Genomic DNA, 14,645 nt, shown 5'->3' on the forward strand with positions numbered 1-14,645 from the left:
AACCCCTCAACAATATCCGCTGACTGACCAATGAATAAAAAGAATATTTATTTGTTATAGCCGTTTCCGACCCACGAGAGAAAACCTGAGCCAGATAGCTCAGAAAAGGCGTGAAGCCTTAAAGCGTTGCTGCTCTAGTCGTGGTGTTTTCAGTACTTTGCCTACTCCCGCTTCGGCTGATTTATAAAGGCTGTTTGATTTTCAAATAAATATATTAATTCTTAATGAATTAAATAAAACGATGACGATCCCAGCCCCATTTAAACTAATCGAGCGGTAATACGCCAGCCATAAAGCCCATAAATAACTGCCGCAATATTGATATGAAACAATATCTGACGTAGTGAAGGTATGATAGGAGGCAGGTAATGTTAATCAGGTGTGTGCTTTATAATAGACAAATGAAAAATAACCGACGCGAAAAGGTTAATTACTCATTCCCCGGCGTGAGTATTTTTGTTATTCATCCCAGAGCGGATATCTTAAGTTCATTAAAATTTGGCAGAGGTTGACGAAAAAAGCCACCCGAAGGTGGCTTTTTGTTAAGTATTATTAATGCAACGCAAATTTATCGCGGTAATACCGCTTTCACCGCTTCACCGATATCGGCAAGGCTACGGACGGTTTTCACACCGGCCGCTTCCAGCGCGGCGAACTTCTCGTCGGCCGTGCCTTTGCCACCAGCGATGATGGCGCCGGCGTGGCCCATACGTTTACCCTTCGGCGCGGTCACACCAGCGATATAACCCACCACCGGCTTGGTGACGTGCTCTTTGATAAATGCCGCCGCTTCTTCTTCAGCACTTCCGCCGATTTCACCAATCATGACAATGGCTTCGGTCTGCGGATCGTCCTGGAACAGTTTCAGGATATCGATAAAGTTTGAACCCGGGATCGGATCGCCGCCAATACCTACACAGGTTGACTGGCCGTAACCGATGTCAGTGGTCTGTTTAACCGCTTCATAGGTCAGCGTGCCTGAACGGGAAACGATACCGATACGACCAGGCTGGTGAATATGGCCCGGCATGATGCCAATTTTACAGGCACCCGGAGTGATCACGCCCGGACAGTTTGGACCAATCATACGCACGCCGGCTTCATCCAGCTTCACCTTCACTGTCAGCATATCCAGAGTCGGAATACCTTCGGTTATGGTAATGATCAGCTTGATGCCCGCCTCAATGGCTTCCAGGATACCGTCTTTACAGAATGGTGCCGGAACGTAGATGACCGATGCGGTTGCGCCCGTTGCTTCGACCGCTTCGCGCACGGTATTAAACACCGGTAGACCGAGATGCTCGGTGCCACCTTTACCCGGCGTTACGCCGCCAACCAGCTGGGTGCCATATGCCAGCGCCTGTTCAGAGTGGAACGTTCCCTGACCACCGGTGAAACCCTGGCAGATTACCTTGGTATTTTTATCGATCAGAATAGACATTATTTACCCTCCGCTGCGGCAACAACGCGCTGCGCCGCGTCACTCAGGCTGGTTGCTGCAATAATATTCAGGCCGCTGTCCGCCAGTTTCCTGGCACCCAGCTCGGCATTGTTTCCTTCCAGACGAACCACGACCGGTACGTTAACGCCCACTTCCGCCACGGCGCCGATGATACCATCTGCGATCAGGTCGCAGCGCACGATACCGCCGAAGATGTTAACGAACACCGCTTTCACCGCGTCGTCGGACAGAATGATTTTAAACGCTTCGGTCACGCGCTCTTTGGTCGCGCCACCGCCAACGTCGAGGAAGTTCGCCGGCTGGCCACCGCTCAGTTTCACAATGTCCATCGTGCCCATCGCCAGGCCTGCACCGTTTACCATGCAGCCAATGTTGCCTTCCAGGGCAACATAGTTCAGCTCCCACTGGGCGGCATGCGCTTCACGCGAGTCTTCCTGGCTTGGGTCACGCATTTCGCGCAGGTCGGACTGGCGGAACAGCGCATTGCCGTCGGCCGTCAGTTTACCGTCCAGGCACACCAAATCGCCCTGCTTCGTGACTACCAGCGGATTGATCTCAACCAGCGCCAGGTCACGCTCAAGGAACAGCGTCGCCAGGCCCATAAAGATTTTGGTAAACTGACCAACCTGCTTGCCGGTCAAACCCAGTTTGAACGCCAGCTCACGGCCCTGATAAGGCTGTGGGCCGGTCAGCGGATCGAGCGCCATTTTATGGATCAGATGTGGCGTTTCTTCCGCTACCTTTTCAATTTCGACACCGCCTTCGGTGGACGCCATAAACACCACGCGGCGAGTACCACGATCCACTACCGCGCCCAGATAAAGTTCTTTATCAATGTCGGTCGCGGCTTCAACCAGGATCTGGTTAACCGGCTGACCGCTGGCATCGGTCTGGTAGGTTACCAGGCGTTTACCCAGCCAGTTTTCGGCGAAAGCACGGATATCTTCTTTGCTGTTTACCACCTTCACACCGCCCGCTTTACCACGGCCACCGGCATGAACCTGACATTTCACTACCCACGGGCCGGCACCAATCTTAGAGGCGGCCTCTTCTGCTTCGCGTGGCGTTGTGCAGGCATAACCGGTGGGTGCCGGTAGGCCATACCGTGCAAACAACTGCTTTGCCTGATACTCGTGTAAGTTCATGATGTTCTATCCATTCAGGTCTGAAAAGACGGGGCTGCCATCAGCAGCCATACATAGGGTTGGGTGCGGCATCACTGCATGCCGCACGCCGGATATTTAGACGTCCAGCAGCAGGCGAGCCGGATCTTCCAGCAGCTCTTTAATCGCCACCAGATAGCCAACGGATTCGCGGCCATCAATCAGACGGTGATCGTAGGAGAGCGCCAGATACATCATTGGCTGGATCACCACCTGGCCATTCACCGCCATTGGGCGATCTTTAATCGCGTGCATGCCGAGAATAGCGCTCTGTGGCGGGTTGATAATCGGCGTAGACATCAGCGAACCAAAGACACCACCATTAGTGATAGTGAAGTTACCCCCGGTCAGTTCATCAACGGTCAGCTTGCCGTCACGCCCTTTCACCGCTAGCTCTTTGATTTTCTTCTCAATATCGGCCATGCTCAGCGCATCCACATCTTTCAGCACCGGGGTCACCAGACCACGCGGCGTGGAGACGGCAATACTGACGTCAAAGTAGTTGTGATAAACCACATCCGTACCGTCGATTGAGGCATTCACCTCTGGATAACGCTTCAGCGCTTCTACTACCGCTTTGATATAGAAGGACATAAAGCCCAGACGAACGCCGTGACGTTTTTCAAACGCTTCACCGTACTGCTTACGCAGCGCCATAATAGGCTGCATATTCACTTCATTGAACGTGGTCAGCATGGCGGTGCTGTTTTTTGCTTCCAGCAGACGCTCGGCTACGCGTTTACGCAGGCGGGTCATCGGCACGCGCTTCTCGCTGCGGTTGGCAAGGCCCGCTGGCGCTGCGGCTTCTGCTGCTTTAGGTTCCGCCTTCGCCGCCGGAGCCTGCGCCAGATGTTTTTCCACATCTTCACGCGTGATGCGCCCACCGACACCGCTGCCTTTGATTGCTGCCGGATCGAGGCTGTGCTCGGCAATCAGACGACGGATAGCCGGGCTCAGGGCATCATTGCTTTCTTCTTCCAGCGATGCCGTCTGGCGCTGTGCTGGCGTCGATTCATTGGCTTCGACTTTGGCGGAGGTCTCCTTACCGCCGCTGTTGCCCTCTTTCAGACGACCGAGCGCCTGACGGGAAATGACCGTCGCGCCTTCGTCTTCAAGGATGGCTTCCAGCACGCCGTCGGCAGAAGCCGGCACTTCAAGAACCACTTTATCGGTTTCAATTTCCACCAGCACTTCATCACGCTTGACGCTGTCGCCGGGTTTTTTGTGCCAGGTAGCTACGGTGGCGTCAGCCACGGACTCAGGCAGGTCAGGAACAACGATATCTACGCTACTCATTTTCTTTCCTTAATTATTCAACGTTCAGCGCGTCATTAACCAGGTCTTGCTGCTGCTGCTGGTGAACGGACATATAACCTACAGCCGGTGATGCTGAAGCAGGACGACCGGCATAACGTAATGAAGCCCCAAACGGGACGATTTCGCGGAAGTGATGCTGACTGCAGTACCATGCACCCTGGTTGAGTGGCTCTTCCTGACACCAGACAAAATCATGTACGTGGGAATACTGCTTCAACACATCCTGAACCGCCTTATGCGGGAACGGATAGAGCTGTTCGATACGCACGATAGCGACATCGGTTTGCTCATTTTTGCGGCGCTTGTCCAAGAGATCGTAATAAACCTTACCGGAACAGAGCACCACACGCTTCACCGACTTCGCCTCCAGCGCGTCAATTTCGCCAATCGCCGGTTGGAAAGCGCCGTTAGCCAGCTCTTCCAAAGAAGAGACCGCCAGCGGATGACGCAGCAGTGACTTAGGTGACATCACCACCAGCGGGCGGCGCATGCCGCGCAGCGCCTGACGTCGCAGCATGTGGTAAACCTGTGCCGGGGTAGAAGGCACGCACACCTGCATATTCTGCTCGGCGCAAAGCTGTAGGTAGCGCTCCAGACGCGCGGAGGAGTGCTCCGGGCCCTGCCCTTCGTAGCCGTGAGGCAGCAGCATCACCAGTCCGCACATACGACCCCATTTCTGCTCACCGGAGCTGATGAACTGGTCGATCACCACCTGAGCACCGTTAGCGAAGTCACCGAACTGCGCTTCCCAGATGGTCAGCGTGCGCGGTTCCGCAGTTGCGTAGCCATATTCAAACGCCAGCACCGCCTCTTCAGAAAGCACTGAGTCCCACACCTTGAAGATGCCCTGACCGTTATGAACATGCTGCAGCGGGGTGTAAGTCGAGCCGTTGGACTGATTATGGATCACCGCATGGCGATGGAAGAAGGTGCCACGCCCCATATCCTCGCCGGACAGACGGCAAGGGATGCCTTCATCTACCAGCGTGGCATAGGCCAGGTTTTCCGCCGCGCCCCAGTCGAACGCCTTGTTACCAGCGGCCATTTCTGCACGATCGTTGTAGATTTTGGTCACGCGCGACTGCATTTCTACCGTTTCCGGCACGCTGCTGATGCGCTTAGCCAGTTCCTGCAATCGCTTAAGCTCAATGCGTTCTGGATAGCTTTCGTCCCAGTCGTGATTCAGATACGGCGACCAGGTGAAGGAGTGCTGACTCATAGGACGCCATTCCGGCACCACGCATTCGCCTTCGTCCAGAGCATCGCGATACAGGTTGACCATTTCAGTGGCATCTTCCAGGCTGGCAACCTGCTCGGCCTCCAGCTTGTCAGCATAGAGCTTACGCGGCGTCGGATGCTTTTTGATTTTCTGGTACATCACCGGCTGCGTGGCGCTGGGCTCATCCGCTTCGTTATGACCGTGACGGCGATAGCAAACCAGATCGATAAACACGTCGCGTTTGAAGGTGTTACGGAAATCTAACGCCAGCCGAGTGACAAAGGCTACCGCTTCCGGGTCGTCCGCGTTGACGTGGAAGATAGGCGCCATCACCATTTTACCAATGTCGGTACAATACTGCGTAGAGCGTGCATCTCTTGGGTTGGAAGTGGTGAAACCGATTTGGTTGTTGATCACGATACGCACCGTACCGCCGACTTCATACCCGCGAGCCTCAGACATATTCAGGGTTTCTTGCACAACGCCCTGCCCGATAACCGCAGCATCACCGTGAATGGTGATCGGCAACACTTTATTGCTGCCGGGCTGATCGAGGCGGTCGAGGCGGGCACGAACCGATCCCATCACCACCGGGCTGACGATTTCCAGATGCGAAGGGTTAAACGCCAGCGCCAGGTGAACCATACCGCCTTCGGTTTCCACGTCGGATGAGAAGCCCATATGGTACTTCACGTCACCCGTACCCAGATGTTCTTTGTGCTTGCCGGAGAATTCGTCGAACAGATCCTGCGGCTTTTTGCCGAGTACGTTGATCAGCACGTTCAGGCGGCCACGGTGCGCCATTCCCAGCACCACTTCCCGCGTGCCGCTTTTACCGGCATGACGGATCATCTCGTTCAGCATCGGCACCAGCGCATCGCCGCCTTCCAGCGAGAAGCGTTTTGCACCGGGGAATTTTGCGCCAAGATAACGCTCCAGCCCTTCTGCGGCGGTCAGCTGCTTGAGGAAACCTTTTTTCTCTTCAACAGAGTAAGAAGCCCGCCCCACCACCGACTCAAGACGCTGTTGTATCCAGCGCTTTTCATCCGTATTGGTGATGTGCATATATTCTGCACCAATGGAGCCGCAGTAGGTTTGCTTCAGCGCCGCGTACAGATCGGCCAGCTTCATCGTTTCTTTGCCGATGGCAAAGGAACCCACGTTGAAACTTTCCTGGAAATCAGCATCGCTCAGGCCATGATAACCTGGGTCAAGATCCGCCACTGGCTCCTGCTTCCACAGCCCCAGCGGGTCAAGGTTAGCCTGCTGATGCCCGCGGAAACGAAACGCGTTGATCAGTTGCAGTACCTTAACCTGTTTGGCGTTGGTTGCAGGGTCGCTGACGGAGGTGTTGTAACGCGAAGCATCTTTCGCCAGACGGCGGAAATACTCGCGCGTGGTGGAGTGGATTTGTTCAGGTCTAACCCCAGTGCCAGGAAGCTGCTGGAAGAGAGACTTCCAGGCCACATCGACAGAGTCAGGATCGGTTAAAAAGTCCTCATAGAGCTGCTCTATGTAGGACTGGTTCGCGCCAGCCAGCCAGGAGGAGTCCAGCCAGGGTTTCATCGCGCTGTTCTGCATTGTGATCCCTTAAGCATAGTTGTGCTTTTTTTTCGCCGTGGTTGTTTAATAGAACCTTTGCAGGCCCCGCGCCGCGTTAACGGCTTACCGTGGTACGGTTCTTCGATACGAGCGACCGGCCCGTAAGGGAACCTTTGTAAAAGGTTTCCGCTAACTGTCGTCTGGCGAACACCCTTTACAAAGATTGCCTGATAACATTCCGGGAACCTTTGGCTCCCGGAATGGTTGGCGTTAAGCGCCCCGTTGCAGCAGCATCGACTTGATATGGCCAATAGCGCGGGTCGGGTTCAGCCCTTTCGGACATACGCTGACACAGTTCATAATACTGTGGCAACGGAATACGCTGAACGCATCGTCCAGATTATCCAGACGCGCATCCGTTTCCGTATCACGGCTGTCAATCAGGAACCGATAAGCCGCCAGCAGGCCCGCCGGGCCAATAAATTTGTCCGGGTTCCACCAGAATGACGGGCATGAGGTGGAACAACAGGCGCAAAGAATACATTCATACAGACCATCCAGCTTTTCACGCTGCTCTGGCTGCTGAAGATGCTCTCTTGCTGGCGGTTTCTGCCCATTATTCAACAAGTAAGGCTTAATCTTCTCATACTGCGCATAGAATTGCCCCATGTCTACTACCAAATCGCGGATGACCGGTAATCCGGGGAGTGGACGGATAACAATTTTCTTTTTGCCGTTGCCCAACGCGGAAACTGGCGTAATGCATGCCAGCCCGTTTTTGCCATTCATATTCAGGCCGTCGGAACCGCACACCCCTTCACGGCAGGAACGGCGAAACGCTAACGTCGGATCTTGCTCTTTCAGACGCATTAACGCATCCAGCAGCATCATGTCACGGCCGTCTTCCGACTCCAGCTGATAATCCTGCATACGCGGAGCATCGTCGACATCCGGGTTGTAACGATAGATGGAAAATTCGAGTCTCATGGTGTTATCTCCGCAAACTAGTAGGTACGCGCTTTCGGCGGGAAGGCTTCACGCAGTTTCGGCTGCATGTTCACCTCACGGCGCGTCATGCTTTCACTTTGCGGCAGATACAGGCTGTGACATAACCAGTTTGCATCGTCACGTTCAGGATAGTCGAAGCGGCTGTGTGCACCACGGCTTTCAGTACGGAAGTTGGCCGACACGGCGGTGGCGTAGGCCGTTTCCATCAGGTTGTCCAGCTCCAGACACTCAACGCGCTGGGTATTGAAGTCGCTGGAACGGTCATCCAGACGGGCATTTTTCAGACGCTCACGCAGCACCTTCAGCTCGGCCAAACCTTTTGCCATGGCATCACCTTCGCGGAATACCGAGAAGTTATGCTGCATGCAGGCCTGTAGCGCTTTACGCAGCTCTGCCGGGTCTTCACCGGTAACGTTATTATTCCAGCGGTTCAGACGCGCCAGTGAAGCCTCGATTTCGTCTTCTGTCGCATCCAACAGTGCGCCCTGTTCCTGGATAGACTCCTGCAAATGCAGCCCGGCCGCACGCCCAAAGACCACCAGGTCGAGCAATGAGTTGCCGCCCAGGCGATTTGCACCGTGCACCGAGACACAGGCAATTTCACCCACCGCAAACAGGCCAGGGATCACCACATCGTCCCCCTGCTCGTTCACGGTCAGCGCCTGACCACTGACTTTAGTCGGAATGCCGCCCATCATATAGTGACAGGTTGGTATCACCGGGATTGGTTCTTTTACCGGATCTACGTGGGCGAAGGTGCGAGAAAGTTCCAGAATTCCCGGCAGACGTGACTCAAGCACCTCTTTGCCGAGATGATCCAACTTCAGCTTGGCATGAGGCCCCCAAGGGCCGTCACAGCCACGTCCTTCGCGTATTTCGATCATAATGGAACGTGCCACCACGTCACGCCCGGCAAGATCCTTCGCATTTGGCGCATAGCGCTCCATAAAGCGCTCACCGTGTTTATTCAGCAGATAGCCGCCTTCACCACGACAGCCTTCCGTCACCAGCACGCCCGCGCCGGCAATGCCGGTTGGGTGGAACTGCCACATTTCCATATCCTGCACCGGTACACCGGCACGTAGCGCCATGCCAACCCCGTCACCGGTATTGATATGGGCATTGGTGGTCGACTGGTAAATACGCCCTGCACCGCCGGTAGCCAGTACCGTTGCGCGCGCTTTGAAATAGACCACTTCACCGTCTTCGATATTCAGCGCGGTGCAGCCGACAATCGCCCCATCGGCATTTTTCACCAAATCCAGCGCGTACCATTCGGAAAAAATAGTGGTCTTATTTTTCAGGTTCTGCTGATAAAGCGTATGGAGTAGCGCATGGCCGGTACGGTCAGCGGCCGCGGCGGTACGGGCCGCCTGCTCACCGCCAAAGTTTTTCGACTGTCCGCCAAACGGGCGTTGATAGATGCGGCCGTCATCAAGGCGCGAGAACGGCAACCCCATATGCTCCAGCTCCAGAATCGCTTCCGGGCCGGTTTTACACATGTACTCAATCGCGTCCTGGTCGCCGATATAATCGGAACCTTTGACGGTGTCATACATATGCCATTCCCAGTTGTCTTCGTGGGTATTACCCAGCGCAACGGTAATCCCGCCCTGGGCGGATACCGTATGGGAGCGGGTGGGAAACACTTTTGAAAGCAGGGCACAGGTCTGGCCCGACTGGGAAATCTGTAGGGCGGCGCGCATTCCTGCACCGCCTGCGCCGATCACTACGGCGTCAAATTCTCTTACTGGCAACTTCATCACGCACCCCACACAACAACAGTTCCATAAATGGCATACACCAACAGTGCGACCACGACAACCAGCTGCAACATCATGCGCAGCGCAAGGGGTTTAATATAGTCAGTCAGTACCTGCCACATCCCAATCCAACCGTGCACCAGAATGGAGAACAGCGTCAGAAGGGTGAAAACTTTCGTGAAGGAGGAAGCGAAAAAACCACGCCAGATATCAAAAGTCAGTGGCCCGGACATCACAATAAAAGCGAGGATATAAAGGACGTAAAAGGTCATTATCATCGCGGCGGCACGCAACAGCAGCCAGTCGTGAATGCCGTTGCGCCCCAGTGCAGAAGCGTTGCTTACCATACGAGGACTCCAGCCAGAATTGAAAGCACGACGGTGATACCGAATGCAATTTGCGCAGAAAACTTGCCGGTTTCTAAGGTTTCACCCAGCAGGCCAAAATCCATCATCATATGGCGAATGCCACCGGCAATATGGTAGGCCAGCGCGGTCAAAATGCCCCACATGATAAATTTGGCAATAAAGCTATCCATTACGGCGGAAGCCTGGAGGAAACCTTCGGGAGAAGAGAGCGACAAGCCCAGTAACCAAAGCAAAATCCCGATCGACACAAAGGTAATGACGCCGGAAACGCGGTGGAGAATGGACGCAATTGCAGTTAAGGGAAACCGGATCGTAGAGAGATCCAAGTTGACAGGTCTTTGTTTTTTCACGGTTTTGCCCACACAGCCTTTCTTATTTTGCTTCCTCCGGTCCTGAAGGGGGTCAGACAGCGTTAATGAAGGCAAGCATTCGCGACAGGCACTAAAACTTTCAACGTCCAGTGTCAAACGGCGCGTATGAAACGCTGGGTGGCTCCTACAGCAGGGTATTTCCGGAGACCTGGCCGCATTATAAGTGGATCACAATCTCATTACAATTCCCCTACAAACTCTTTGGTAAACTTTCGGTCGAACAGTGACAATCCTCACAGTTTTGACAAAATAAGCTAATTTAATTATCTGATTTGACAAAAGTTAAACATTTTTGCTACAAACTTGGGGCTAACATTCTATGATGCACAAAAGATATGGGGATACTCTTTCCCGTAAGCACAAGTTATGTAAGATTGACTAAGATTATCAAAAGTCTCAGGTATTGGCTTGCACGTAAGCTATGTTCAGACCGGATCTTGTCATGACTGATACTCATCAGGTTGGTATCATCCCGGCCACCATGCGCCCGTCACTCTGTACCCTGCACATAATAAGATGCCACAGAGTTGATCCCCTTTTGCGTCAGGCAAGAGGCTGGGGAGATATGGCTTGCCCGGTGATCAAGATCCCTCAATAAGGCGCTAAGGAGATTGTAAATGGCTGATAAAAAAGCAACGCTAACCCTCGATGGTGAAGCTCCGATCGAGCTTGATGTGCTAAAGGGTACATTAGGCCAGGAAGAAATTGACGTCCGTGCTCTTGGCTCAAAAGGCTACTTCACCTTCGACCCTGGGTTTACCTCTACCGCCTCCTGCGAATCAAAAATCACCTACATTGACGGTGATGAGGGCATCCTTCTGCACCGCGGTTTTCCCATCGATCAGCTGGCGCTGCACTCTAACTATCTGGAAGTATGTTACATTCTTCTCAATGGTGAGGCGCCTAGCGCGGAACAGTTCAAGGAATTCAAGGTGACGGTAACGCGTCATACCATGCTGCATGAGCAGATCCACCATCTGTTCCGTGGCTTCCGTCGTGACTCCCATCCGATGGCGGTCATGTGCGGCGTGACCGGGGCGCTGGCCGCATTTTATCACGATGCAATGGACGTCAATATCGAACGGCATCGTGAAATTGCCGCTTTCCGCCTGCTGTCAAAAATGCCGACGATGGCGGCAATGTGTTACAAATATTCTATCGGCCAGCCGTTTGTTTATCCGCGTAATGACCTGTCGTACGCCGGAAACTTCCTCAATATGATGTTCTCTACGCCTTGTGAAGACTACGTGGTGAATCCGGTTCTGGAACGTGCCATGGACCGCATCCTGATCCTGCATGCCGACCATGAACAGAACGCCTCTACCTCCACCGTGCGCACCGCGGGCTCGTCCGGTGCCAATCCGTTTGCCTGTATCGCGGCGGGGATTGCATCACTGTGGGGACCTGCTCACGGCGGAGCAAATGAAGCTTGCCTGCGCATGTTAGAGGAGATCAGCACCGTTGAGCACATCCCAGAGTTCCTGCGCCGCGCGAAAGATAAAAACGATTCGTTCCGTCTGATGGGCTTTGGCCACCGCGTCTATAAGAACTACGATCCGCGCGCGACCGTTATGCGCGAAACCTGCCATGAAGTGCTGAATGAGCTGGGTATGAAAGATGACCTGCTGGAAGTGGCGATGGAGCTGGAGCACATTGCGCTTAACGACCCCTACTTCATCGAGCGCAAACTTTATCCAAACGTCGACTTCTATTCAGGGATCATTCTGAAAGCGATGGGGATCCCATCCTCCATGTTCACGGTGATTTTCGCTATGGCGCGTACCGTTGGCTGGATTGCCCACTGGAAGGAAATGCACGACGATGGTGTGAAAATTGCCCGCCCTCGTCAGCTCTACACCGGCTACGATCAGCGCGATTTCACCTCTAACATTAAAAAGTAAATCGTTGAGGATAAGGCCGGATCACCAATCCGGGCGCAGCGGCTAACCGTGGCCGGGCTGATTCATCAGCCCGGCCTTTTTATTTCTGACAGCCCGGACACCAGTAAAAAGGTCTGGAAGAGAGCATGGTTTTTACAATGCTCTCACCGCAACGCCGGCATGCCTTCCCCGCCCGGTGAAAAACGTTAAAGCTGAACAGCGCGCCGTGGTGGCGGTTCTCATCCGCCTGACCACGGGTGCGGTAAGAGAGGCGCGGCACCGCCAGTAGTGCCTCTGCCAGCGCGTCCAGCTGCTTATCGCTTAGCGTTTCGGCTTTATGCTGCGCGGCAAGCTGCGCCTGCCAGAGGATCTCCACGCGCAGATAGTTGCCCAGCCCGGCGAGAAACGCCTGGTCCAGCAGCAGCGCGCCGAACTGGCGGCGGCGAAAACGCGTCGACAGGAGCCGCTCACGCACCTGCTGTTGTGTCAGGGCCATATCCAGCACGTCAGGGCCGACCCGCAGCAGAAACGGATGGGTAGCCAGCCCCTGTGCATCTAGTAGCTGAATATCCGAAGCGCTGTACAGCAGCAGCGTTTTATCCGCCGCCGCCAGCCGCACCCTCAGCACGCGCTTGCTCTTGGCAGGCTCGCTACCGCTGTTGATAATCCGCCAGACCCCGTAAAGCTGATTATGGCTGTATAGCGTCAGGCCGTTAGAAAAATGGGTTAACAGCGCTTTGCCGCGGGTTTCTATAGCAATAACCCGCTCACCGACCAGCATCTGCTGATAGGTCTGCAATGCCGGGAAAGCAAACCAGACGTCGGTCAGCACTTTCCCTTTTATCGCCGCTTCGAGCCGATCCGCCGCCCGGCGGATCTCAGGACCTTCAGGCATCCGATGCTCCTTTGATCTTAATGAGTGGCTCCGCCCGCCAGACGCATATCCTCTTCGACCGCCAGGCTAATGCTCACGGCCATCTCCAGCGCCAGAATAACCGTTGCCAGCGCCATGCTGGGCGCGCCGGGGTGATTGATAGCCTGTTCAGGGAGATAAGGGATATGAATAAAACCGCCGCGCGCTTTTCGCCGCCGCAAATAGTGCAGCAGCCCGTACATCACGTGATTACAGACAAAGGTGCCCGCAGTTTGCGAAACCGAAGCGGGAATACCGGCCTCACGGATCCCCGCCACCAGCGCTTTGATTGGCAAAGTGGAAAACAGGGCCGCCGGGCCGCCGCTCAACACCGGCTCATCGATCGGCTGTGCGCCCGCATTATCGGGGATACGCGCATCGTCAACGTTTATCGCCACACGCTCAATACTCATATCGGCGCGTCCACCGGCCTGCCCCACCGCAATCACCAGATCGGGCTTCACCGCGTCAATAGTGGCATACAGCACCTCAAGGGAGGTGCCAAATGCGCAGGGCAGCCGTTTAGCGACGATCTCGGCACCGCCAATCAGACGATTATGCAGCCGGCTGACGGCTTCCCACGAGGGGTTAATCCGTTCACCGTCGAACGGCTCAAAGGCGGTAATCAATACCTTTTTCATCGTTTCCTCACAAAAACATCATGAAATAGAGAAGGAAGATATTGGCGGTTAGCAGCAGCAGACCGGTGGGGATCTGAGCCTTGATCACCGCGTTTCTGTCCGGCAGCTCCAGCAGCCTGGCCGGAACGATGTTAAAATTCGCCGCCATCGGCGTCATCAGCGAGCCGCAATAACCGCAGAACATACCGACCGCCGCCATCACCGCCGGATTGCCATGATGCTGTAGCACCAGAATGGGAATGCCGATGCCGGCGGTCACAATCGGGAAAGCGGCAAAGGCATTGCCCATAATCATGGTTAACAGCGCCATGCCCACGGCATACAGCACCACGGCGATAAAACGGTTATCCACCGCCAGATAGCTTTCCGTTAAGTGAGCAATGGCGCTCCCCACGCCCGCACTGGTGAACAGCAGCCCCAGCGTGGCCAGAATTTGCGGCAGGATAAACGCCCAGCCGATCGAGTCCAGCAGGCGGCGAGATTCCTGAAGCGACTGCGTAGGGCTTTCCCCGGTCATTTTCAGCGCGACCAGCCAGGCCAGCAGACAGCCCAGCGTCATGGAGAACAGGGTGACCAGCGTTGCATGGTTACCCGCACCGAAAACGGTCTGTTGCAGGCCGGGAATGTGGTTAAACGCCAGCACGCCAATCACGGTGACGACAGGGATCATCAGCGCCGGTAAGAACAGCAGGTTGCCGAGACGAACCGCGCTCCGTTCCCGCTGCGGCACCGATCGCTGGGAATAGCTGCCGAGCCTGACGCCCCCGCAGCCGGCAACCAGCGCCATCACCACCACACCAACGCCAACGCTGATATGCAGCGTCCGCGCGGTCATAAAATTCGTAACCCAGTCACCAATAAAGAAGGCCAGACCGTATAGCGCCCAAAATAGCCCGGTGGTCAGGCGACGCGGGTTGCGTTTATCACGCCATGACAGCAGCGCCACCGCCAGCAGGACGGTGCCCGCCAGCCAGAAAAGATAAGCCTGTTGAAACATA

12 protein-coding genes are annotated in these 14,645 nt (G+C 54.9%); 1 reads left to right on the forward strand and 11 read right to left on the reverse strand.

Annotation, left to right across the window (positions count from 1 at the left end):
- Nucleotides 1–568: 568 nt before the first annotated feature.
- The 8 genes from sucD to sdhC all read right to left on the reverse strand — a co-directional run bounded on the left by sucD (nt 569) and on the right by sdhC (nt 10,204).
- Complete coding sequence (gene sucD / locus ETA_RS12650) at nt 569–1,441, reverse strand: succinate--CoA ligase subunit alpha (protein WP_012442016.1); 873 nt, start codon at nt 1,439–1,441, stop codon at nt 569–571.
- Complete coding sequence (gene sucC / locus ETA_RS12655) at nt 1,441–2,607, reverse strand: ADP-forming succinate--CoA ligase subunit beta (RefSeq protein WP_012442017.1); 1,167 nt, start codon at nt 2,605–2,607, stop codon at nt 1,441–1,443. Before sucC ends, sucD begins: the two co-directional genes overlap by 1 nt.
- 96 nt (nt 2,608–2,703) lie before the next feature.
- Entirely contained in the window at nt 2,704–3,921 is a 1,218-nt protein-coding gene (odhB, locus tag ETA_RS12660) for a 2-oxoglutarate dehydrogenase complex dihydrolipoyllysine-residue succinyltransferase (RefSeq protein ID WP_012442018.1), read from the reverse strand.
- Nucleotides 3,922–3,934: 13 nt separating this feature from the next.
- Nucleotides 3,935–6,742 (reverse strand): 2-oxoglutarate dehydrogenase E1 component, encoded by a 2,808-nt coding sequence (sucA, locus tag ETA_RS12665; protein ID WP_012442019.1) that lies wholly within the window; start codon nt 6,740–6,742, stop codon nt 3,935–3,937.
- A 231-nt stretch (nt 6,743–6,973) separates the two neighbouring features.
- Complete coding sequence (locus ETA_RS12670; RefSeq protein ID WP_012442020.1) at nt 6,974–7,690, reverse strand: succinate dehydrogenase iron-sulfur subunit; 717 nt, start codon at nt 7,688–7,690, stop codon at nt 6,974–6,976.
- Nucleotides 7,691–7,707: 17 nt separating this feature from the next.
- Nucleotides 7,708–9,474 (reverse strand): succinate dehydrogenase flavoprotein subunit, encoded by a 1,767-nt coding sequence (gene sdhA, locus ETA_RS12675; RefSeq protein WP_012442021.1) that lies wholly within the window; start codon nt 9,472–9,474, stop codon nt 7,708–7,710.
- Nucleotides 9,474–9,821: a succinate dehydrogenase membrane anchor subunit gene (gene sdhD, locus ETA_RS12680; protein WP_012442022.1), complete on the reverse strand. Its 348-nt coding sequence runs from the start codon at nt 9,819–9,821 to the stop codon at nt 9,474–9,476. The genes sdhA and sdhD overlap by 1 nt, the downstream gene beginning before the upstream one ends.
- Entirely contained in the window at nt 9,815–10,204 is a 390-nt protein-coding gene (sdhC, locus tag ETA_RS12685; protein WP_012442023.1) for a succinate dehydrogenase cytochrome b556 subunit, read from the reverse strand. Before sdhC ends, sdhD begins: the two co-directional genes overlap by 7 nt.
- A 626-nt stretch (nt 10,205–10,830) precedes the next feature.
- Between sdhC and ETA_RS12690 the strand changes: the two genes are divergently transcribed.
- A complete protein-coding gene (locus ETA_RS12690) occupies nt 10,831–12,114 on the forward strand; it encodes a citrate synthase (protein WP_012442024.1) in 1,284 nt (427 codons plus the stop codon).
- 79 nt (nt 12,115–12,193) lie between these two features.
- Here ETA_RS12690 and nei read toward each other — a convergent pair whose 3' ends face one another.
- Genes nei through ETA_RS12705 form a run of 3 tightly spaced genes read right to left on the reverse strand, consistent with a single transcriptional unit; the run spans nt 12,194 to nt 14,644 of the window.
- A complete protein-coding gene (nei, locus tag ETA_RS12695; protein ID WP_012442025.1) occupies nt 12,194–12,988 on the reverse strand; it encodes an endonuclease VIII in 795 nt (264 codons plus the stop codon).
- 17 nt (nt 12,989–13,005) lie between these two features.
- Entirely contained in the window at nt 13,006–13,647 is a 642-nt protein-coding gene (pcp, locus tag ETA_RS12700) for a pyroglutamyl-peptidase I (RefSeq protein WP_012442026.1), read from the reverse strand.
- Between the two features lie 7 nt (nt 13,648–13,654).
- Nucleotides 13,655–14,644: a DUF979 domain-containing protein gene (locus ETA_RS12705; RefSeq protein ID WP_012442027.1), complete on the reverse strand. Its 990-nt coding sequence runs from the start codon at nt 14,642–14,644 to the stop codon at nt 13,655–13,657.
- Between the last annotated feature and the right edge of the window lies 1 nt (nt 14,645).

Source organism: Erwinia tasmaniensis Et1/99, from assembly GCF_000026185.1.
Classification (GTDB): domain Bacteria; phylum Pseudomonadota; class Gammaproteobacteria; order Enterobacterales; family Enterobacteriaceae; genus Erwinia; species Erwinia tasmaniensis.

Bases quoted from the DNA above. Each gene is read 5' to 3' on its own strand.
- pcp (WP_012442026.1), bottom strand. From the start codon at position 13,647: ATGAAAAAGGTATTGATTACCGCCTTTGAGCCGTTCGACGGTGAACGG.
- sucD (WP_012442016.1), bottom strand. From the start codon at position 1,441: ATGTCTATTCTGATCGATAAAAATACCAAGGTAATCTGCCAGGGTTTC.
- sucA (WP_012442019.1), bottom strand. From the start codon at position 6,742: ATGCAGAACAGCGCGATGAAACCCTGGCTGGACTCCTCCTGGCTGGCT.
- odhB (WP_012442018.1), bottom strand. From the start codon at position 3,921: ATGAGTAGCGTAGATATCGTTGTTCCTGACCTGCCTGAGTCCGTGGCT.
- sdhD (WP_012442022.1), bottom strand. From the start codon at position 9,821: ATGGTAAGCAACGCTTCTGCACTGGGGCGCAACGGCATTCACGACTGG.
- sdhA (WP_012442021.1), bottom strand. From the start codon at position 9,474: ATGAAGTTGCCAGTAAGAGAATTTGACGCCGTAGTGATCGGCGCAGGC.
- ETA_RS12670 (WP_012442020.1), bottom strand. From the start codon at position 7,690: ATGAGACTCGAATTTTCCATCTATCGTTACAACCCGGATGTCGACGAT.
- nei (WP_012442025.1), bottom strand. From the start codon at position 12,988: ATGCCTGAAGGTCCTGAGATCCGCCGGGCGGCGGATCGGCTCGAAGCG.
- sucC (WP_012442017.1), bottom strand. From the start codon at position 2,607: ATGAACTTACACGAGTATCAGGCAAAGCAGTTGTTTGCACGGTATGGC.
- ETA_RS12690 (WP_012442024.1), top strand. From the start codon at position 10,831: ATGGCTGATAAAAAAGCAACGCTAACCCTCGATGGTGAAGCTCCGATC.
- ETA_RS12705 (WP_012442027.1), bottom strand. From the start codon at position 14,644: ATGTTTCAACAGGCTTATCTTTTCTGGCTGGCGGGCACCGTCCTGCTG.